Annotated in this window: 20 protein-coding genes; all 20 read right to left on the bottom strand. The window is 42.7% G+C overall.

Annotated elements, in window-relative coordinates; all coding sequences use genetic code 11:
* Positions 1–33: 33 nt before the first annotated feature.
* Positions 34–1,008 (bottom strand): DHH family phosphoesterase, encoded by a 975-nt coding sequence (locus ACZ5Q0_RS12165; RefSeq protein ID WP_446820460.1) that lies wholly within the window; start codon positions 1,006–1,008, stop codon positions 34–36.
* Entirely contained in the window at positions 1,008–1,376 is a 369-nt protein-coding gene (gene rbfA / locus ACZ5Q0_RS12160; RefSeq protein ID WP_446820461.1) for a 30S ribosome-binding factor RbfA, read from the bottom strand. The genes ACZ5Q0_RS12165 and rbfA overlap by 1 nt, the downstream gene beginning before the upstream one ends.
* A gap of 110 nt (positions 1,377–1,486) precedes the next feature.
* Positions 1,487–4,000 (bottom strand): translation initiation factor IF-2, encoded by a 2,514-nt coding sequence (infB, locus tag ACZ5Q0_RS12155; protein WP_446820462.1) that lies wholly within the window; start codon positions 3,998–4,000, stop codon positions 1,487–1,489.
* Positions 3,988–4,332 (bottom strand): L7Ae/L30e/S12e/Gadd45 family ribosomal protein, encoded by a 345-nt coding sequence (locus ACZ5Q0_RS12150; RefSeq protein WP_446820463.1) that lies wholly within the window; start codon positions 4,330–4,332, stop codon positions 3,988–3,990. Before ACZ5Q0_RS12150 ends, infB begins: the two co-directional genes overlap by 13 nt.
* 17 nt (positions 4,333–4,349) lie before the next feature.
* Positions 4,350–4,625, bottom strand: a complete 276-nt coding sequence (gene rnpM / locus ACZ5Q0_RS12145; RefSeq protein WP_446820464.1) for an RNase P modulator RnpM — start codon at positions 4,623–4,625, stop codon at positions 4,350–4,352.
* Entirely contained in the window at positions 4,618–5,679 is a 1,062-nt protein-coding gene (gene nusA / locus ACZ5Q0_RS12140; RefSeq protein ID WP_447182574.1) for a transcription termination factor NusA, read from the bottom strand. Before nusA ends, rnpM begins: the two co-directional genes overlap by 8 nt.
* 14 nt (positions 5,680–5,693) lie before the next feature.
* The gene (locus ACZ5Q0_RS12135) at positions 5,694–6,143 is read right to left on the bottom strand and encodes a ribosome maturation factor RimP (RefSeq protein WP_446820467.1); all 450 of its coding nucleotides are present in this window, start codon (positions 6,141–6,143) and stop codon (positions 5,694–5,696) included.
* A gap of 202 nt (positions 6,144–6,345) precedes the next feature.
* The gene (locus ACZ5Q0_RS12130; protein WP_447182573.1) at positions 6,346–9,942 is read right to left on the bottom strand and encodes a PolC-type DNA polymerase III; all 3,597 of its coding nucleotides are present in this window, start codon (positions 9,940–9,942) and stop codon (positions 6,346–6,348) included.
* 37 nt (positions 9,943–9,979) lie between these two features.
* Entirely contained in the window at positions 9,980–10,645 is a 666-nt protein-coding gene (locus ACZ5Q0_RS12125) for an MgtC/SapB family protein (RefSeq protein WP_446820469.1), read from the bottom strand.
* A gap of 243 nt (positions 10,646–10,888) precedes the next feature.
* Positions 10,889–12,592 (bottom strand): proline--tRNA ligase, encoded by a 1,704-nt coding sequence (locus ACZ5Q0_RS12120; RefSeq protein ID WP_446820470.1) that lies wholly within the window; start codon positions 12,590–12,592, stop codon positions 10,889–10,891.
* A 14-nt stretch (positions 12,593–12,606) separates the two neighbouring features.
* Entirely contained in the window at positions 12,607–13,662 is a 1,056-nt protein-coding gene (gene ispG, locus ACZ5Q0_RS12115) for a flavodoxin-dependent (E)-4-hydroxy-3-methylbut-2-enyl-diphosphate synthase (RefSeq protein WP_446820471.1), read from the bottom strand.
* Positions 13,663–13,666: 4 nt separating this feature from the next.
* The gene (rseP, locus tag ACZ5Q0_RS12110) at positions 13,667–14,698 is read right to left on the bottom strand and encodes an RIP metalloprotease RseP (protein ID WP_446820472.1); all 1,032 of its coding nucleotides are present in this window, start codon (positions 14,696–14,698) and stop codon (positions 13,667–13,669) included.
* Positions 14,695–15,858: a 1-deoxy-D-xylulose-5-phosphate reductoisomerase gene (locus ACZ5Q0_RS12105; protein WP_446820474.1), complete on the bottom strand. Its 1,164-nt coding sequence runs from the start codon at positions 15,856–15,858 to the stop codon at positions 14,695–14,697. The genes rseP and ACZ5Q0_RS12105 overlap by 4 nt, the downstream gene beginning before the upstream one ends.
* A complete protein-coding gene (gene ytvI, locus ACZ5Q0_RS12100; RefSeq protein ID WP_446820475.1) occupies positions 15,855–16,973 on the bottom strand; it encodes a sporulation integral membrane protein YtvI in 1,119 nt (372 codons plus the stop codon). Before ytvI ends, ACZ5Q0_RS12105 begins: the two co-directional genes overlap by 4 nt.
* Before the next feature lie 17 nt (positions 16,974–16,990).
* Positions 16,991–17,782, bottom strand: a complete 792-nt coding sequence (locus ACZ5Q0_RS12095; protein WP_446820476.1) for a phosphatidate cytidylyltransferase — start codon at positions 17,780–17,782, stop codon at positions 16,991–16,993.
* Positions 17,782–18,543: an isoprenyl transferase gene (locus ACZ5Q0_RS12090; protein WP_446820478.1), complete on the bottom strand. Its 762-nt coding sequence runs from the start codon at positions 18,541–18,543 to the stop codon at positions 17,782–17,784. The genes ACZ5Q0_RS12095 and ACZ5Q0_RS12090 overlap by 1 nt, the downstream gene beginning before the upstream one ends.
* 103 nt (positions 18,544–18,646) lie before the next feature.
* Positions 18,647–19,204: a ribosome recycling factor gene (gene frr, locus ACZ5Q0_RS12085; protein WP_446820480.1), complete on the bottom strand. Its 558-nt coding sequence runs from the start codon at positions 19,202–19,204 to the stop codon at positions 18,647–18,649.
* Positions 19,182–19,925: a UMP kinase gene (gene pyrH / locus ACZ5Q0_RS12080; protein WP_446820482.1), complete on the bottom strand. Its 744-nt coding sequence runs from the start codon at positions 19,923–19,925 to the stop codon at positions 19,182–19,184. The genes frr and pyrH overlap by 23 nt, the downstream gene beginning before the upstream one ends.
* Before the next feature lie 40 nt (positions 19,926–19,965).
* Complete coding sequence (gene tsf / locus ACZ5Q0_RS12075) at positions 19,966–20,610, bottom strand: translation elongation factor Ts (protein WP_446820483.1); 645 nt, start codon at positions 20,608–20,610, stop codon at positions 19,966–19,968.
* A gap of 78 nt (positions 20,611–20,688) precedes the next feature.
* Positions 20,689–21,387 (bottom strand): 30S ribosomal protein S2, encoded by a 699-nt coding sequence (rpsB, locus tag ACZ5Q0_RS12070; protein ID WP_446820754.1) that lies wholly within the window; start codon positions 21,385–21,387, stop codon positions 20,689–20,691.
* Positions 21,388–21,402: the final 15 nt, after the last annotated feature.

Genomic DNA, 21,402 nt, shown 5'->3' with positions numbered 1-21,402 from the left:
TCGTAAGATGTGATTCCCGGAGATTTATTTATATTAAGGAAACCGTCCACTGCCCATCACTTCCTGTACCAGTTTCAAAACGCGGTTCTTAACTGTGTCCAGATCGCCATCTACCCTGGTACCAGCAGCTAACTGGTGTCCTCCGCCGCCTAACGAAGCCGCTAGTTTAGCAACATCAATAGTACCTTTGGACCTAAAACCCACCTTAACAACGCCTGGATCAGTCTCTCTAAAAAGTAAGCCAACTTCCACTCCCTGAATAGATCGAGTATAGTCAATAATACCCTCCGGGTGTAAATCTAAGGCCCCTATCATTTTTACTTCTTCATAAGGGAGTAACATATAAGCTATCTTTCCGTCATTAGCAAAACCTAAATGCCCAAGTGCCTGTCGGAGCAGCAGCACCTCCTCACGGGGTTTAGATTCAAATAAATTAAGGCGTGCTTGATCAATATCTGCACCACATTCCAATAACTGAGCAGCGACTTTCATAGTGCGGGCGGTAGTACTGCTAAACATAAAACGCCCGGTATCCATAATTAAACCAGTTAATAAGGCCTGAGCTATTTCAGAAGTTATAACTTGAAGCCTGTTTACCAGTTCAAAAATAATTTCCGCCGTAGCTGCTGCCTGGGAGTCCACATAATTCAAATCACCAAATAAATTATTAGTTACGTGATGATCAATATTAATGGTAAAAAAACGCTTTTGCAAATACCCGGCAGCTTGTTCCCCTACCCGGTATTCGTCAGAACAGTCAAGATATATTACATTACTCAGTTCAGAATCCGCCCCTAGGGATTGAATATGATCAACACCTGATAAATGGAGATAAATAGGTGGAACTGGATCGGACAGGTAAATCTTTACCTCCTTCCCTATGGCTAGCAAGGCTAGATAAAGTCCCAGCAACGAACCTATACAATCACCATCAGGTATAGCATGACCAATTAACTGCCATTTGTTTTTCGTTCCTATCTGGTGAGCAATCTCCTGTAATGTATTCATTATTCGTCCGCCTGCCTGTCTCCCTCTTTTAAACCTTCTAATAAGGATGCTATCCTTACTCCATGTTCAATCGATCTATCCAGCCGGAATTCCAGGTCAGGAGCATGTTTTACCTGAATTTCTCCCGCTAATACACTGCGGATATAACCGCGAGCTTTTTGCAGTGCTTGCATGGTTTCCTGTTGTTTTGCTTCGTCCCCTAATACACTAATGTTAATGCGCGCATGACTTATGTCATTAGCAACCTCTACCCGAGTGACTGAAACCGTTGTAAAGTCAATACGGGGATCCTTAATTTCTTCTTGAATAATTCGGGACAGCACTCTTCGGATCTCTACCGACATCCTTTCCTGCCTGCGTTTACTCATACTGATCCCCCTCCATCTAATATTTGTGTTTTCTGTTAAAATTATTAAGATCGAAAAGGCATACCGAAATACTTTTACTATCCATATTTTACGATATGCCCCGCGGTTAACTACAATTCCCTGGGAACTTCCTCCATAATGAACGCCTCTATGATGTCACCCTCTTTAATGTCATTGAAATCTTTAATGCCCATACCGCATTCATAGTTTTCTAGCACTTCACGGGCGTCATCCTTAAAACGTTTTAATGAAGCCAATTTGCCCTCATATATAATAACTCCATCGCGTAATACCCGTACTTCGGCATTACGTTGAATTTTCCCTTCGATTACGTAGCAGCCGGCTACTGTTCCCACATTAGGAACCTTAAAAGTTGCCCTTACTGAGGCTCTGCCCAGATATTTTTCATGGTATTCGGGTTCCAAGAGACCGCTCATGGCTTTTTTGACATCCTCGATAGCTTCATAGATAACCCGGTATAACCGTATATCGATTTTCTCATCTTCACCATATTTTCTGGCCTTACTGTCAGGGCGAACATTAAAACCGATAATAATTGCATTAGAAGCCGATGCTAGCATAACATCTGTTTCACTAATAGCTCCTACCGCAGCATGGATAACCTTAACCTGGACCTCGTCGGTACTTAACCGGAGTAATGATTGGCTTAGAGCTTCAACTGATCCCTGTACATCACCTTTAATGATTAGGTTTAATTCCTTCATTTCAGCACTTTGCATCTGCTTAAAGAAATCATCCAGGGATACCCGGCTGCTCTGTTTCTGTTCCTCCAGCTTACGTTCAGTGATACGCAGTGTCGCTACTTCTTTAGCTACCTTTTCATCACATACCTGAACTCTTCCCCCAGCCTCAGGTACATCTGACCAACCCATTATCTCTACCGGCATAGAAGGAGTAGCCTCTTCTACTTTTCGGCCGCGATGGTCATTCATGGCTCTAACCTTACACCAGTTAACTCCGCAGATTATACAATCACCAATGCGCAGAGTACCTTTTTGCACTAGTACAGTAGCTACAGCACCACGGCCTTTGTCCAGTTCACCTTCAATAACTATACCCTCGGCCGGCCGATCGGGATTAGCTTTTATATCCTGCATTTCTGCCAGCAGTAACACCATTTCTAATAGAGTATCGACTCCTTCACCGCTTTTAGCCGATACCGGAACAACTATAGTGTCTCCGCCCCAATCCTCAGGAACGATATTATACTCAGTTAACTGCTGCAAAACTCGGTCAGGATTAGCAGCTGGTTTATCAATTTTATTTACTGCTACTATAAATGGTACCTCGGCAGCTCTAATATGATTAATCGCTTCCACAGTTTGAGGCATTACTCCATCATCAGCCGCAACTACTAGTATTACTATATCGGTAAGATTAGCACCCCGGGCCCGCATAGCCGTAAAAGCCTCGTGGCCAGGTGTATCAATAAAGGTAATACGATTTTTTTCATTAAGTTTTACCTGGTAAGCACCAATATGCTGGGTGATACCACCTGCTTCACCAGAAGCAACATCTTCTTTACGTATCCGGTCCAATAAAGATGTTTTACCATGATCAACATGGCCCATTACGGTTACTACCGGAGGACGTGGTTTTAAACTGGCCTTATCATCTATAATTTCTTCAAGTATTTTATCTTCCTCGGATATTTCACGCTCCACCTTAACTTCATAAAGGCTGGCTAAAATCTCAGCCGTATCAAAATCAAGAACCTGGTTTATCGTAGCCATAGTCCCGAGATCCATTAAATTCTTAACTATTTCGGCGGGACTTTTGGTTAGTTTTTCCGCCAAATCACGAACAGAAATAGAATCTCCTACCGAAATAACTTCCGGAACCTCGATTACTATTTCCTGTTTTTTACGTTTGTGCTTCGTTTTTTTAGTCGGCCGAGAAAAATCGCGACGTGGCTGCGGTTTAGTCCGATTTTTGGCACTACCAGATTTAGCCTTTCCGGTTTTATTGTTGTTATTAGCGGTGCTATTTTTAACTGCTCCCCCAGTACGTTGCCCTGTATTTTCTTTGCCTTTCACACGTTCGCCTCGATTTTTTGATTCTGGATGGGTAGTTCCCTGCCCATTCTGTTGATTACGACCTTGATTTGATGGACGGTTAGGTTCCGCCTGTGCAGATTTAACACCGGTAACCGGCTTATTCGGATTATTTTGACGCGGCTTTTTATCGTCATATGAAGACTGAGAATGTTTTCCATCATTCCGATTACGTTGAACCGATGTCTGACGCCGACCATCCCGTTGTCGATTATTTTGACCCGATGTTGAAGATGTCCTCTGATTATCCGGTCTGACCATGGAATTTGAGGGGGGTTCATGTCTTGGGCGCATCCGCTCATTACTATTAGGATCCCTGGGTTCTTTAGATCTGGTTTGATCTCTTTTTATTTGGGCATCACGGCTCGGCGGAACCTCTTTTGGAGACGACCGCTCTTTAATTTGCTTTTTAACCCAGGCTACCTGGTTATCCTCCATAGTGCTCATGTGGTTTTTTATATCCATTCCCAGATCCTGTAGAACATCAACCAGTTGTTTACTGGGCATACCTAAATCTTTTGCCAATTCATGCACTCTTATTTTGGCCATTGAACCACCCCCGTGCTTTTTCTGTCTTCTCCCGTTTCACCTAAGTGCTTTAGAACTGTTTTAGCTAAACCTTCATCATTAATAGTCACTGCTACCCGATAAGCCTTGCCCACTGCCGTTCCCAGAGCATACTTATCACCTAATGATACCCAGGCTATTTGTTGTCGCTCACAGGTAGATACTAATGAATCCCTGGTTTTAGAGGAAATATCATCTGTAATCACCAGCAAACAAGCCCTTTTCCTTTGTAAACTGGTCTTAGCCGCCAGGGTTCCTGAAGAAATTTTCCCGGCTTTGTGGGCCAGACCTATTATATTGTAAATTTTGTGCAATTTATCACACCCTTAATTCATGGAGCAAATTCACCGATTTGTTTATTTATGAGCTGTATAACCTCACCAGGTATCTCCTGCTCCAATGCTTTTTGCAAACGTTTACCCTTTATGGCCTGGTTAAAGCAGGACTCGTTAGGGCAAATATATGCACCCCGTCCAGATTTTTTTCCAGTAAGATCCAGTTGTATATCCCCTTCCGGTGTCTTTACTACTCGCATCAGTTCCTTTTTATTTTTCATCTGGCGGCAGCCAACACACATGCGTTGAGGTATTTTACGAGGCTTATTCATCAGCTTGCTTCATCCCTTCCTCCAGCATCTGACTTTCACTCTTAATATCTACCTTCCAACCGGTTAATTTGGCTGCCAGGCGAGCATTTTGTCCCTCTTTACCTATAGCTAATGATAACTGGTAATCTGGTACTACAACTCGAGCTACCTTTTCATCTTCATAAACATAGACACCTATGACTTTGGAAGGACTTAACGAATTAGCTATTAGTCTTTCCGGCTCCCGGTCATATTTTATGATGTCTATTTTTTCCCCGCCTAATTCAGAGACAATATTTTGTACCCTTATTCCCCGTGGACCTACACATGCACCTACTGGGTCAACTTTATCATCCAGTGAATATACTGCAATCTTGGATCGTGAACCGGCTTCCCGGGCTATAGCTTTTATTTCCACCACCCCGTCATATATTTCCGGAACTTCCATTTCGAAAAGACGCCGCAGGAAAAACGGATGGGCCCTAGACACAAATATATTAGGTCCTTTGGAAGTATTTTTTACTTCATAGATATAGGCTTTAATCCGCTGTCCTACTTCATACTTTTCAGTTGCTATCTGGTCGGAAAGCAACATCAGGGCTTCGATACGCCCCAAACCCACATAGACAGTACGGTTTTCTATCCTTTCTACCGTTCCGGTAACTATTTCCCCTTCTCGTTCCAGAAACTCTTCATAAATCAGGCTTCTTTCTGCTTCGCGCAGCTTCTGAATGACCACCTGTTTGGCAGTCTGAGCAGCTATTCTCCCAAAGTCGGAAGGAGTTGCTTCTACATAGACCATATCCTCTTCCTTGCATTCAGGATATAATTTTTGGGCTTCTTCCAAGGATATCTCCAACCGGGGATCCCCTACTTCACTAAGCACTTGCTTCTGGGAATAAACGCGCACCTCTCCACTGATTTCGTTAAATTCCACGCTGACATTCTGCCCTACGCCAAAATTCTTTTTATAAGCAGTATTAAGTGCGGTTTTGATAGCATCAACTAATGCGGCTTTGGGAATACCCCTCTCCTTTTCTATGTCAATCAATGCCTGAATTAACTCATTAGACATTGTTCTTCCTCCTCCTAGATTTGCGGATCGAGTCTAACGGTGGAAACCATGCTGCGGGGTATATCTTTGACTTCTTCGTCAACTTTTACCCGAATGCAACCTTCATGGAGTCCCTGCAGGAATCCCGAAACCTTTCTGGGTCCATCATATTCTTTCAATGTCTTGATTTTCACCCGTTCATTTTTAAAACGCTCGAAGTCGCTGTCTTTTTTTAACACCCGGTCTAATCCGGGTGAAGAAACCTCCAGGTGATCATAATAAATGTTCTCCTGGTCAACAAAATCCTTAATGATACGAGAAACTCGGGTGCATAAATCTAAATCAACACCCGAGGCATGATCAATAAATACACGTAACATCTGATCCCCATGTTCCCTGCGATAAATCACCTCAACCAATTCAACCTGCAGAGGGTACAGGGAGCTCTCCACTAAGCGGCCTATTTTGTCCGCCACTGATTCCACCTTTTAATCACCCCCATTATCCTGCCACCTTACAGGTGCATTACAATAGAAAAAGTGGGTTCGAACCCACTTTTTGCGCAGATATTAGTATCCTTAATAGAAGTATAACACAGTGCCACAAATTTATTCAAGCCGAGAGCACTTTTTCCTTAGTTTGCCTTATTTAGGCAGCTACAACTGTCCATAGTTATATAATATTTCATTAAGCAAATAGACTTATCTGAGTACTTTCAGGCAGACCTTCAAAACATCCATATTTACGAAGGACCTCAATCGCTGTTTTGTTAAGCCGGGAACGAATTTGAAAGTCTTCTACGGAAACAAACTCCGATTGTTCTCTAGCTGTAATAATACCCTGGGCGGCAGAAACACCTACATTGGGCAAGGCGGAAAATGGTAATAATAGCCCATCATTATTAACTAAAAACTTATCGGCACTGGAGTGATATAGGTCTACCGGATAAAAACAGAAACCCCGGGCAAACATCTCCATAGCCAATTCCAAAATAGGTACCAGTTTTTTATCCTTCTGAGAGGCAGCCATTCCCTGGTGTTCTATATCCTTTAAGCGACGGCGAACTGCATCATATCCGGCTAAAATAGATTCGGCATCAAAGTCCTCAGCGCGGATGCTAAAAAAGCTGGCATAAAATGGCAACGGATAATTGACTTTATAATAAGCTATTCGAAAAGCCATAGTTACATAGGCTACCGCATGAGCTTTAGGAAACATATATTTTATTTTCTGGCAGGAATCGATGTACCATGGAGGTACCCCAACTTGTTCCATATTGGAAACGTCTTCAGGGGTTAACCCCTTCCCTTTACGCACCTTTTCCATAATTTTGAAAGCCAGTTTCTTCTCCATACCTTTTTGAATTAGATAGATCATAATATCATCCCGGGTACAGATTACTTCACTCAAATTAGCTGTTCCATCTTCTATCAACTTCTGGGCATTGTTTAGCCATACATCAGTACCATGAGATAAACCGCTGATACGAACCAGTTCAGCAAAGGTAGTAGGCCGAGTAGACTCCAGCATTTGCCGGACAAACCTGGTTCCGAATTCTGGAATACCATAAGAACCGACACTGCTGCCAATCTCTTCTGGCGAAACTCCCAGGGATTCTACTGAAGAAAATATATTCATAGTCCGGGCATCACTCAGACTGATGGATGAGGCTTTAATTCCAGTTAGATCCTCTAATTCTTTTATTACAGTCGGATCGTCATGCCCTAGTATATCCAATTTAACCAGTTGATCTCCTATAGCATGATACTCAAAATGAGTGGTGATAACACCCGAATCTTTATTATCGGCTGGATACTGTAATGGGGTAAAGTCCAATATATCCTTATCCCGTGGTACCACAATTAAGCCACCTGGATGCTGACCGGTAGTACGCCTTACCCCGGTTATTCCTTTAACCAGACGGTTAATCTCAGAGTTTTTCAGATTTATCTCCCGGTCGTCAGCATACTTTTTGACAAAACCATAGGCAGTTTTTTCGGCTATGGTAGATATAGTACCAGCGCGAAATACGTTTTCGGTGCCAAAAAGTTGTTCCACATATTGGTGGGCCCGGCTTTGATAATCTCCAGAAAAATTAAGGTCAATATCAGGAATCTTGTCCCCTTCAAACCCTAAAAACGTCTCAAACGGAATATCAAATCCATCCTTTACCATGGTAACACCACAGCGGGGACACTCCCGATCCGGCAAATCAGCCCCTGAACCGGCTGACCCGTCTACCACAAATTCGGCAAAATGGCAATTAGGACAACGCCAATGAGGTTTTAAGGGGTTCACTTCTGTAATACCTGTAAAATGAGCTACCAGAGAGGATCCGACTGATCCCCGGGAACCTACCAGATAACCATCCAGGTTAGATTTTTTAACTAGTTTATGGGCAATAAGGTAGAGCACGCTAAAACCATGCCGGGTAATGGAATCCAGTTCATGACGCAGCCTTTCCTCTACCATAGCAGGTGGTGGATCACCATAAAGTTGCCGGCATTTATCCCAGCTTAACTGTACTATTTCTTCCTCGGCAGTATCTATTTTGGGAGGATAAAAACCATCCGGTACCGGTTGAATGTCAGCAATCATATCATTAATAAGGTTAGGATAATCGACAACTACCTGATGCGCATCTTCATCCAGGTAAGAAAATTCCTCCAGCATTTCCTCCGTTGTACGTAAATAAAGAGGATTAGGATATTCTATATCGTCATATCCCTGCCCGGCCTGAATAATACGCCGGTATATTTCATGCTGGGGATCTAAAAAATGGACGTCCCCGGTAGCTACTACCGGTTTATTAAGCCGCTTACCTAGTTCTACGATAATCCGATTTAAATGTTGTAGTTCCTGCTTATCTTTAACCAGCCCTTCCCGGAGTAAAAATTCATTATTACTTAAAGGTTGAATCTCCAGATAATCATAAAAAGAAGCGATACGCTCTAATTCATCCTCCCTAGCCCCATTCAAAAGAGCCCGGTATAATTCTCCTGCCTCACAGGCACTTCCTATAATAAGACCTTCTCTATGTTTGATCAATTCCTCCCGGGGTATCCGCGGACTACGGTAATAATAATCTAGATAAGATATACTAATTAATTGGTAAAGATTTTTTAAACCGGCGGCATCCCGGGCAAGTATTACAATATGGTAAGGTTTTTCTTTACGGTCTGCTTCCACCAAGTAACCTTCCACACCATAAATGATCTTAATACCATATTTTTCGCCGGCCTGATGAGCATCAGGAAATGCCTGTACACAACCGTGATCAGTAATTGCTATGGCAGGATGCCCCCATGTAGCCGCTCGTTTTATCAGGGCCGCAATATCAGTCAGTCCATCCATTGCACTCATTTTAGTATGGGCATGTAATTCTATTCTTTTCTTATCAGCATTATCCTGACGTTCCGGCCGGGGTACCTTTAAAAATGAATCTATGAATAACACGGTTTCACGAACAAAATTGTCATAACGTACCGGACCAGCCACCCGTATATAATTACCTGTCTCAATAATATCCTGTTCAGCACTATCCAAAAAGGTCTTAATGATAATAGTATCTGTATAGTCGGTTAAATAATAGCTTACTACCAGCCGGCCATCCCGTAGGGTAGCAACTTCCTTATGCCATATTTCCCCTTCCACTACTGCTGATTTCAAGCCTTCTTCCAACTCATTTACTGCTATAGGAGTACGCATTGTTAAGGAATGATCCTGGTCTTTACGCTCTTTTTTACCAGGTTTCTTAGGATTATAATCTATGGCTCCTTCGATAACTTCCACTTCACGTTGCTCAATAAAGGTTTGTTTGGGTTTTTCCGAAAATTCCAAAGCACATAAAGCTCGTACCAATACCCGTAAACGGTATTCACGCCAGAACCACTCTGCCAGTTTATTGCAGGTTTGCTCCTTAATTAAAAGATTAAAACCTTCTTCGGTATCTGTAACCAAATCTACCCGGTTATGGTTCACCCGTAATTTTACTCCGGGTAAAGAAAAGAAACAGGATGACAGGTCATCCCGGTGGGTTACGATTATTTGTTTTATATAATCTTCCGCTCCATCAAGAACAGGAAATATTTCGATATGATCTAAAAAAGCCAGCCGGTTACACAAGGATGAACAGGTCTGCTTTAGGATATGAGACGGAATCGGTTTCTTTACACGAACATATAATCGCCAGACCCGCTCCACAGGATAGACTTCAACTTTGTCAAGAACCGCCTGGCACCAGTATTCCCCGGCTAGTTCCGGGTTGCAATCCGAAATAAACATGAAAAACCCCCCGGTCACCATAAAGCCTCCTACCACTTTAATTTAAGCGCTCAATATTGTGTAATCCCTTAATACTATTGGATAACTCAAAAACCACATCGCTAATGGAAATTTGAGCAGGCAAATGCAAAAGTAATTCAATTTCCAACTTGTTTTCCTCCAAACGGGTTAACTGAATATTTTTTATCAATATACCCATATCCCCCAGAATGGAACCAATTATACCCACCTGACCGGGGCGATCCTCAGCCAGTATTACCAGAGCCTTATATTCTCTAAGGCCTGTAAACCGTTCTTCAAATCTTATAAAATAAATTAAAATAAAAAGTATAAGTACAGCAGTAACAACTGCCGGAATGTATAACCCAGCTCCTACTGCCAGGCCGATACAAGCTACTACCCACAAACCGGCTGCGGTTGTCAACCCGTGAACATTAACACCTTCACGCATGATGGTACCGGCTCCCAAAAACCCAATACCACTCACTACTTGAGCAGCTATTCGTCCCGGATCAGCATTGACGGTCTGATAGTATTGGAAGTACATATCCAGAGAAACAATCATAGCCAGGGTGGAACCTACACAAACTAAGGTATAGGTCCTTAACCCCGCAGGGCGGTTGAGGCTTTCCCTTTCCAACCCGATAAGCCCCCCCAGAATACCTGCCAGAGCCAGTTTAAAGACGATCTCATAAACCGACATAGTTTCCCTTCACACCTAATTTCTTAATTGATTTTTTACACTTGCTGATCTTATTCTAATCCATAGTATCCATCACAGGCTGATTTTTCTGTAACTGGGTCAAACCGGATACTAAAATAATTATACTTTTTCCCCGTTTTACCCTTGGCCACATAGACCTGGCTATCTTTATATATAGAAGCCCATGTTTACATCCAAACTAGATTGGACAGGAACAAAAACCTGTCCAACCTAAAGCGTACTCTATTTAGCAGCAAGAAACTTTATAATTACATCCTCAATCTTATCCAGGTCAATTAACTCAATATCCTTTTCCCATCTTTTCTTTACTTCCACCTGATTTTCCTGCAAAGATTTAGGACCAACGGTAATTCTTAGGGGAATACCTATCAAATCTGCATCCTTAAATTTTACTCCGGCTCTTTCATCCCGGTCATCCAGTAAAACTTCCACTCCACACTCTAGGAAACGATGATATATTTCGGTGGCCACCTGCATCTGCTCTTCCTTTTTGGCGTTTACAGGAACAATGATGACTTGATAAGGGGCAATTGGCAACGGCCAAATAATACCATTTTCATCGTAATTCTGCTCAACTGCTGAGGCCATTGTTCTGGAAACACCTATACCATAGCATCCCATCACAAATGGTAAGGCCTGACCATTGGCGGCCAAGAAATTAGCATCCATAGCTTTAGAATATTTGGTCCCCAGTTTGAAAATATGTCCAACCTCAATTCCCCGCACACTTTCTAATACCCCGCCACACTGGGGACAAATATCTCCGGCTACTGCATTGCGGATATCCACATAGGCTTCAGGAACAAAATCCCGGCCTGGATTTACATTGCAGAAATGGTAGTCATCTTGATTAGCACCACAGGTAAAATTACGCAGGACAGCTACTTCCAGATCAGCATAAATAGGTACATCTAAACCCACCGGACCTAGGGAACCAAATCCGGCCCCACAAATTTGCTCAACAGTATACTCATCAGCCATAAAAAGGTCATTACATTCCAGGATGTTTTTAAATTTTATTTCGTTCAGTTCCCGGTCACCCCTTACCAGCACAGCCACCAGCTTACCGTCAGCCATATACATAAGAGTTTTAACCTGACGATCTTCGGGAAGATTTAAAAAAGAAACCAGGTCTTTTATAGTTCTTTGTCCGGGGGTATGTACCTTTTTAATCTCCAAAACGGCTTCATTATTATCCCCATTTGCAGCTACGCAAGCTGCTTTTTCCACATTGGCTGCATATTCACAGGCTTGACAATAAACAACTTCTGATTCCCCATTCTCAGCCAAAACTACAAACTCATGACTTTCATTTCCTCCAATTGCTCCACTATCAGCCTCTACTGCCCGAAAACGAAGACCTAAGCGACTGAATATTCGACTATAGGCATCATACATTTTCCGGTAAGAGATATCCATACCCTCATCATCCATATCAAAAGAGTAAAGGTCTTTCATGATAAACTCCCTACCCCTCATCAGACCGAATCGCGGTCTTATTTCATCACGATATTTGTTTTGGATTTGATATAAAAGCAAAGGTAGATCACGATAAGAATGGATATCTCCATCTACCAGAGCAGTAATAATTTCCTCATGAGTAGGCCCCAGTGAAAAACCACGATTATGCCGGTCAGTTAAACGGAACATTTCATCCCCGTATAAATCCCATCTCCCCGATTGTTCCCATAATTCCCGCGGCTGAATAATAGGCATGAGGATTTCCTGACCCCCGGCCCGGTCCATTTCTTCCCGCACAATATTCATTATCTTTTTTAAAACCCGGTTAGCCAGTGGAAGGTATGAATATACTCCCGCAGTAGCTTTGCGTATATATCCACCCCGCAGCAATAATTGATGACTAATGGTTTCCGCTTCCGCAGGAACTTCACGCAAGGTGGGACAAAAAAGTTCAGAAAACTTCAAGGGTGTATACCTCCTTATTTTTCATTCATAGTTTCGATTTCTCTCAAAAGTTCCTCTACTAATGCAGCCTGAGGAATCTTTTTTACCACTTCACCTTTTTTGAAAAGAATTCCGAAACCTCTTCCTCCGGCTACCCCCAGATCAGCCTCGCGGGCTTCACCTGGCCCATTTACTACACAGCCCATCACAGCCACCTTCAGCGGTTTTTCAATATGCCGTACCAACTTGTCTACTTTTTCCGCTGTTTTAATCAGATCAATTTCACAGCGACCGCAGGTAGGACAGGAAATTACTTCTACCCCTCGCTGCCGAAGGTTTAGCATACGCAATATTTCATAAGCTGCCCAAACCTCATCTACCGGATCGGCTGTCAAGGAGACTCTGATGGTATCTCCTATACCCTCATAAAGGAGCATGCCAATCCCTAAGGCTGATTTGATCAAAGCCCTTTCCCGGGTACCTGCTTCAGTAATCCCAACATGCAAAGGGTAATCCACCTTTTCGGCCAGCATCCGGTAAGCATCAATAGTCATCATAACTGAGGAAGACTTTAAAGATACTTTAAGATTGGTGTAGCTTAAGTCTTCCAGCATTTTAATATTCTCCATGGCACTTTCTACCATAGCCTCTGCACATACCTGGCCGTATTTGGCCAAAAGTCTCTTATCTAGCGACCCGGCATTAACACCTATTCTTATAGGAACATTTCCATCATTACAAGCCCGTACTACTTCGCGAACCTTATCTTCTCCACCAATATTACCTGGATTTATTCGAAGGCCATCTGCACCTGCTGCTACACTAGCTAATGCCAGGCGGTAATCAAAATGAATGTCAGCTACCAGAGGTATAAGAATACTCTCTTTAATAGATCTTATTGCCCGAGCTGCTTCCTGATCTACCACTGCTACCCTGACTATCTCGCATCCAGCCTTCTGTAGCATCTTAATCTGAGCAACTGTAGCCTCAACATCCCGTGTGTCAGTATTAGTCATAGATTGTACTACCACCGGGTACTCTCCACCAATTGGTACTTTTCCTACATAAATTACCCGGGATTTACGTTTCATTCAATCATCCCTTTACCAATCTAACTATATCGTTATAAGTTACAATCACAATTAATAACATGAGAAATATGAAACCTAACCAGTGGATAAAGCCTTCTTTTTCAGGTTCCAAAGGCTTTCTACGAATTGACTCCACTATGGCAAAAACAATCCGGCTTCCATCCAAAGCTGGTATCGGCAATAGGTTTAAAATCCCTAGGTTGATGCTTAGAAAAGCTGTAAAATTCAATAAAAACACGGTCCCCACCTGAGCTGCCTCTCCTACCAGACGAGTGATACCTACTGGACCAGCCAGATCACCAGCTGATACACCACCGGTAAACAGCATCCCTAGACCCGAAAGCAAAAGCATGGTCAATTCATAAGTCTGCCTTACCCCTATAATAATAGAATTAATGATCCCCTGGCGTTGAAAGGTAACTTTACTCAATACTCCGATAGCTGGTGTACCTGTAGTATCATTAATTTCCGCCGTTACCGTAATGGGAAGGGTTTTTCCAGAACGGTCAACTTTAAGATGCATAGGTTCTCCAGCCGGATAGGCAGCCAGACTCTCTGTAAATTCATTCCAGGTGGCAACTTCCTGTCCATTTATCTGCAGAATACGGTCCCCGGTTTTTAGGCCGGCTAAATCAGCAGGTTTACCGGCCAGCACCTTACCTAGTTCCGGTTCATTAGAAGCATTAGGAATACCGATAACCGCATATGAATAAACAAATATTAAAACGGCTAGCACAAAGTTCATAAATGGACCGGCAAAAGCAACCCGCATTTTTTCCAATGGGGTACGGTTGTTGAAACCATCGGGATCATTCATGTCCCCAGGTTCCTCACCTGACATACGCACATAACCTCCCAGGGGAATTAAACGTAATGAGTACTCTACCCCGTTACGCTTAATCATAAACAGGCGGTAACCAAATCCTAGACTAAACTCATGAACTGGTATGCCCACCCTTCTGGCCGTGATAAAATGCCCCCATTCATGAACAAGTATTAATACGGCGATAATAATCAGGGTTGTGATGATGGTCATTGTCCATAACCCCCTTTATTTATAAGCTCCCGGCAGTATTCCCTGCCCCAATGGTCAGCCTCCATAATCGTATCTATATTATCTATGACTAGCGGATGGTGTTTTTCCATGGTAAGTCCTACCAGTTCAGGTATGCTGGTAAATTTAATCTTTCCCTTAAGAAACATGTTTACCGCTACTTCATTAGCAGCATTTAATACAGCCGGCATGGTCATTCCGGTCCTGCCAGCCTCATAAGCCAGGCGTAAAGAAGTAAAAGTATCCCCATCAGGAGGTTGAAAATTAAGCTGACTAAGATGCAAAAAATCCAGTTTCTGAGGAGGGCTATCCCAGCGTTCTGGATAAGTAAGAGCATATTGAATCGGAATCCTCATATCTGGAACACCCATATGAGCAAGGAATGAACCATCTACCAGCTCTATCATAGAATGCACAATGCTTTCACGGTGTATAATCACCTGGATGTTGTCATAATCAGTCCCAAAAAGATGATGAGCCTCTATAACTTCTAACCCCTTATTCATTAATGTAGCTGAATCTATAGTGATCTTGGGCCCCATCGCCCAATTAGGATGTCTTAAGGCCATATCTACTGTTACCTTTTCCAGTTCCCCTGGTTTACAATCCCGAAATGGTCCACCTGAAGCGGTCAGCCATATTTTACTAACGTAATCCTTCTCTCCTATCAGGCATTGAAACACCGCTGAATGTTCACTATCTACTGGTAGAAGCTCAACTCCATTTTTTTTAACTTCATTCATTACCAGGTCACCAGCCGCAACCAAAGTCTCCTTGTTAGCTAAAGCTATGCGCTTACCAGACCGGGCTGCTGTTAAAGTAGGCATAATGCCAATGGCCCCACTAACAGAAATCAGAACAGTTTCAACCTCAGGCAGGGCCGCCATAGTACATAATCCTTCCAGCCCATAGGCTAGCTTAACACCAGTGGGCATATCATTTTTCAAAGCCCGGTAGGCTTTTTCACTACCAGCTACCACTAGAGCAGGTCGATATTTATATGCCTGGGATCTTAAAAGTTCAACCTCATCATAGCCAGCTAGTCCGACTACTTTAAATTGATCAGTATGTTTATCAACTACATCTAAAGCCTGCCTGCCAATTGATCCGGTAGACCCCAGGATGGCAATATTTTTTGTCATTTTATTTTCCTCCAATGAAAGCTTTCAAAAACACCGGCTCGGTAACTGGCCATAATTATCACTACCAACACTGGCCCCATAATCATTCCCATAATACCACCTAATTGAAGTCCTAAATACAAGGATATGAGAGTGGCTAATGGATGTAAGCCAATGTTCTCTCCTATAATCTTAGGCTCCAGAAACTGCCTGGTTACAGAAATGAATACATATATTACTAAAAGGCTAATACCCAGACGAGTATCCCCATTAATAAACTCCCAAATTATCCAGGGGACAAAAAGAGCACCTGGTCCCAGGATCGGCAAAATATCCAATAATCCTACTATAATACCAATCGTTAATATATATTTTACCCCTAGTATTTTCAGGGCAATAATAGTTATAATAGCAGTTATTGATATTAGAATACTGTATGCCTTTAAAAAACCCAAAAGTGCCCTAAAAAGTTCCGCAAATACTTTACGGGTTTTGGAACGGGCACTACCCGGAATAAATTGCAAAATAAAGGTTTTAAGCAGGGCACGGTCTTTAATTATAAAATATGTAGCTACGGTGGCTATTAAAATCAATATAAAAGTATTAGGGAGACTAGTAAAAAATCCAATCAGCGAATTAAGTATGCTGTCAGCCACATTCCTTAAAACCTCGGTCCCTCGTTCCATATTATTCTGTATAGTAGTTTCCATTTGCGGAGGCAGATTCATCTGCAGATAGGAAATGCGAAGATCACCCATGGCGTCGATAAAACGACTAATTATCTGATCTGAATATCTGGCTATCTGCGGATATATCTCAGAGAGTTCCCTGATAATCTTGGAAAATATTATTGACACCAGATAAATAAATCCTCCCACCACCAGTACCAGACTGGTAATGACTGCCCAAGCTCTTTTAAGTCGGATCTTAGTCTCGAAAAACACCACCACCGGTTCAATAATGATAGCTAGAATAATGGCGATAATAAAAGGCAGAAATAGCACCGGCAGTGCAGTTAACATATTCCCTATTATCGGCAGAACATAAAAAAACAGCAGATATATGGCTACCAGGGCTAAAACTAATATGGTAACCTTAACCAGGATTTTTAAATTTTTTTCTAAATCAGGTTCCAAGTTTAATATCCCTCATTTCAATATCCCGGTAAAAGAGATGCCAGGTAATAGACAACTGGTATAACCAATAAAAAACTATCAAATCGATCCAAAACACCACCATGTCCAGGAATTATATTTCCGGCATCCTTAACTCCAAAATACCGTTTTACCGCAGAAATAAAAAGGTCGCCAAATTGGGCCGCCAGGCTCGACACTATTCCTAATAATATAGCATATGCCATCCCGGCACCATTCCATTCTATTACACCTAAAAAAACTACAGCTACCACTATCGATAGCGCCACCGCCCCCAGTGCCCCCGCCCAGGTTTTTTGCGGACTTAAAAGGGGGGTTAGTTTACTTTTTCCCCAAAGCCGCCCGGCCGTATAACCTCCCACATCACTAGCCCAGGTAAGAAGCAAAGCCAGGAGTAACAATTCAAAACCACAATCCGTTTCAGCAGCCCGAAAAGCAAAAGAAAGCATTACCCCTAAATAAAGAGAAAAAAAGATACTTAAAGATAGGCCTATTATGGAGAACCGTGGATAGGACACTACTAATATAACCACAGCTATGGCCAATACGGTTAGCAGGGAGGGGAGGTAATAAATCGACTGGTAATTAACCAACAGCAGTACCGCCAAAAACAGAAAACCAGTTAAAATCATGGGCCGTTGCTGTCCATGGATCATCATACGGAAAAATTCATATAAAGCCATTACAGCCATTAAAAAGAATAATACCTTGCTTGGAACCTCTCCCAGATATATAACACCTATCAGTATTGGTACTCCTAATAAAGCTGTAATTGTTCGCGTCTTAAACATTATTTGCCAACCTGCTTCACATTCAGGCCCCCAAACCGCCGGTCTCTTTGCTGGTATTCCCAAATAGCACGCAATAACTCCTCACGGTTAAAATCAGGCCACATATAATCAGAAAACCATAATTCACTATAGGCTATTTGCCAGAGAAGAAAATTACTTATGCGCATTTCCCCAGCCGTTCTTATCAACAAATCGGGATCAGGAATACCAGTGGTATATAGTGCTGATTCCAATATAGTTTCGTCAATATCCTCTATGCTTATCTCACCATCCAGAACCTTGCGGGTAGTATTTTGCACTGCCCGGATTAACTCCTTGCGAGCCCCATAATTAATAGCAATATTAAATAACAGACCGGAATTATTATAGGTACGTTCCAGAGCATAATTAATCTCGTCTAAACAATCCTGGGGAAGTCGTTGATAATCACCAATTACCTTAATACGCACATTGTTATGGTGCAAATCATCTATTTCCTTGTGCAGGAATTCTACCAGAAGCCGCATAAGGTAATCAACTTCATCTGCCGGGCGCTTCCAATTCTCTGTGGAAAAGGCAAAAACCGTTAACACCGACATTTTTATCTCTACACAGGTTTCTACAATCTTTCTCAGGGAAATCATACCCGCCCGGTGCCCCATGGTACGAGGCATGAGACGTTTTTGCGCCCATCGGCCGTTGCCGTCCATAATAATCGCTATATGACGGGGTAAGTTCTGGTAGTCAATGATGCTTGCATAGTCAATCTTGCTCCTGCTCATACTACCTCTTCTCTCGAAAAATTATAATACCCCCATTATCGGGGGTATTTTGATCTACCTACTATTATAACCGCTGCTCCTAATAAGATAAACAGGATAAAGATTAAACTTCCATTATATCTTTTTCCTTGGCCTGGAGGATGACATCGGTTTCCTTAATATATTTATCAGTAATTTTCTGTACTTCATCTAGTCCCCTTTTAACCTCATCCTCAGATATTAGCTTATCCTTTTCGCCTAGCTTAAGCATATCATTAGACTCGCGACGGATATTACGAATGGCTACTTTGGCTTCTTCTCCCCGCTTTTTAATTACTTTTACTAGGTCCCGCCGTCTTTCCTCAGTTAGCTGGGGAATAGCGACACGGATTACATTACCATCGTTAGTAGGATTTACCCCCAGATCCGACTTCATAATTGCCTTTTCAATATCTGGTATACTGCTCTTGTCCCATGGTTGTATTACCAGCAGCCTGGCTTCCGGTACAGTTATGTTAGCCAGCTGGTTTAACGGAGTTGGGGTTCCATAATACTCCACCGTTACTTTGTCAAGCATAGCCGGATTAGCCCGACCTGCCCGTAAAGACGCTAAATCCCTGCTAAGATGTTCCAGGGTCTTTTTCATTTTGTCTTCCGCTTCACTTAATGTTTCCTTTATCACCGTATAACCTCCCTACATAGGTGCCGATATTCTCGCCCATTACTGCTTTGAGAATGTTACCTTCCCTGGTAAGGTCAAAAACGATAATGGGAATCCCGTTGTCCATACACAGGGAAGCAGCCGTGGAATCCATGACCCCCAGACCCATGTTCAGAACATCAATGTATTCAAGATCGGTGAATTTTTTTGCTTCAGGATTAGCCACCGGGTCGGAATCATATACCCCATCCACTTTTTTAGCCATAAGGATAACTTCTGCCTCTATCTCCGCAGAGCGCAGAGCTGCAGCCGTATCCGTGGAAAAGTAAGGGTTACCAGTTCCAGCCGCACAAATAACTACTCGCCCCTTTTCCAGATGACGAATAGCCCTTCTGCGGATATAAGGTTCAGCTACCTCTTTCATCTCGATAGCTGACATAACCCGGGTCCCCATATTCTCTTTTTCCAGCGCATCCTGAAGAGCCAGGGCGTTTATAACCGTGGCCAGCATCCCCATATAATCAGCTGTAGCCCGATCCATTCCCTGGGCGCTGCCGGCTACGCCACGCCATATGTTACCTCCACCTACCACAATTCCTACCTCAACGCCTATGTTTACAACTTCTACAATCTGGCGCGCTATGGAGCTTAAGACATCATGGTCTATTCCATAACCCCGATTCCCGGCCAGAGCTTCACCACTAAGTTTTAAAACAATGCGCTTATATTTTGGGTTTTGCAAATCTGGTTACCTCCCGGCCTTCTTCACTGTATTAATTCTACTATTTTAACTGAGCCATAACTTCAGCAGCAAAGTCTTCTGTATCCTTTTCGATTCCTTCCCCTACTTCAAAACGTGCAAAACGCCGTATACTGATATTTTCTCCTATACGGGCCACGTTCTCATGAACTAATTCCTGAACGCTTTTGTCAGGGTCCTTTATAAACGGCTGTTCCATCAAACAACGCTCTTTAAAGAACTTTTCCAACCGACCTTCTACCATCTTTTCAACTACTTTTTCCGGCTTTCCTTCTTCTAATGCCTGGGCCCTTAATATTTCCCGCTCATGATTTAATATCTCTTCCGCTACTTCCTCACGGCTAACATATTCCGGATTAGAGGCTGCTACTTGCATGGCAATATCGTGAGCCAGTTGTTTAAAATCATCAGTTTTAGCCACAAAATCAGTTTCACAGTTTACTTCTACTAATACGCCAATACGTCCTGGCCCATGTATATAGGAAACAACTATTCCCTCACTGGCTACTCGTCCCGCCTTTTTAGCAGCTTTAGCCAGTCCTTTGGTGCGCAATTCATCTATAGCTTTTTCAATATCCCCACCAGTTTCTTGAAGTGCCCGTTTGCAATCCATCATCCCGGCACCAGTTCTTTCACGTAATTCTTTAACTAATTGAGCAGATATCACGTTTTAACCTCCTAACACTCTTTATTCAGTAAAAAGGGGTGTACAGAATACTCCATTCACCCCTCATTAAATAACTAACTAAGCAGTAACCTGTTCTCCCTGTTTGCCTTCCAAAACCGCATCAGCAATGCGGGAAGAAATAAGCTTGACTGCCCTTATAGCATCATCATTCCCTGGAATGATATAATCGATCTCATCCGGATCACAATTAGTGTCCACAATGGCTACTACCGGTATATTTAATTTACGGGCTTCCGCCACCGCAATTTTTTCCTTACGAGGGTCAACCACGAAAACAGCCCCAGGCAACTTATCCATATCTTTAATACCACCTAAGAAACGCTCCAGACGCTCTCTTTCGTTGACCAGCCGGGCCACCTCTTTTTTAGTCAAAAGCTCAAAGGTACCGTCAGCTTCCATTTTCTCAAGTTCTTTCAACCGCATAACCCGTTTGCGAATAGTTTTATAGTTAGTCAGCATGCCGCCTAACCATCTCTGGTTAACAAAAAACATTCCACAACGGGTAGCTTCCTCGCGAATAGTCTCCTGAGCCTGTTTTTTTGTTCCTACGAAGAGAACCCCTTTTCCTTCAGCTGCTAGTGATTTTATAAAATCATAAGCATCACCAAACTTTTTAACTGTCTGCTGTAGGTCAATGATATAAATACCATTACGCTCCATATAAATATAAGGAGCCATTTTAGGATTCCACCTGCGGGTCTGATGCCCGAAATGAACCCCTGCTTCGAGAAGTTGTTTCATGGTAACTACTGACACAATCATTCCTCCTTT

It is taken from the genome of Syntrophomonas erecta subsp. sporosyntropha, assembly GCF_055395365.1.
Note: the sequence above shows the minus strand (reverse complement) of the source record. Positions and strands in the feature narration are given on the sequence as shown.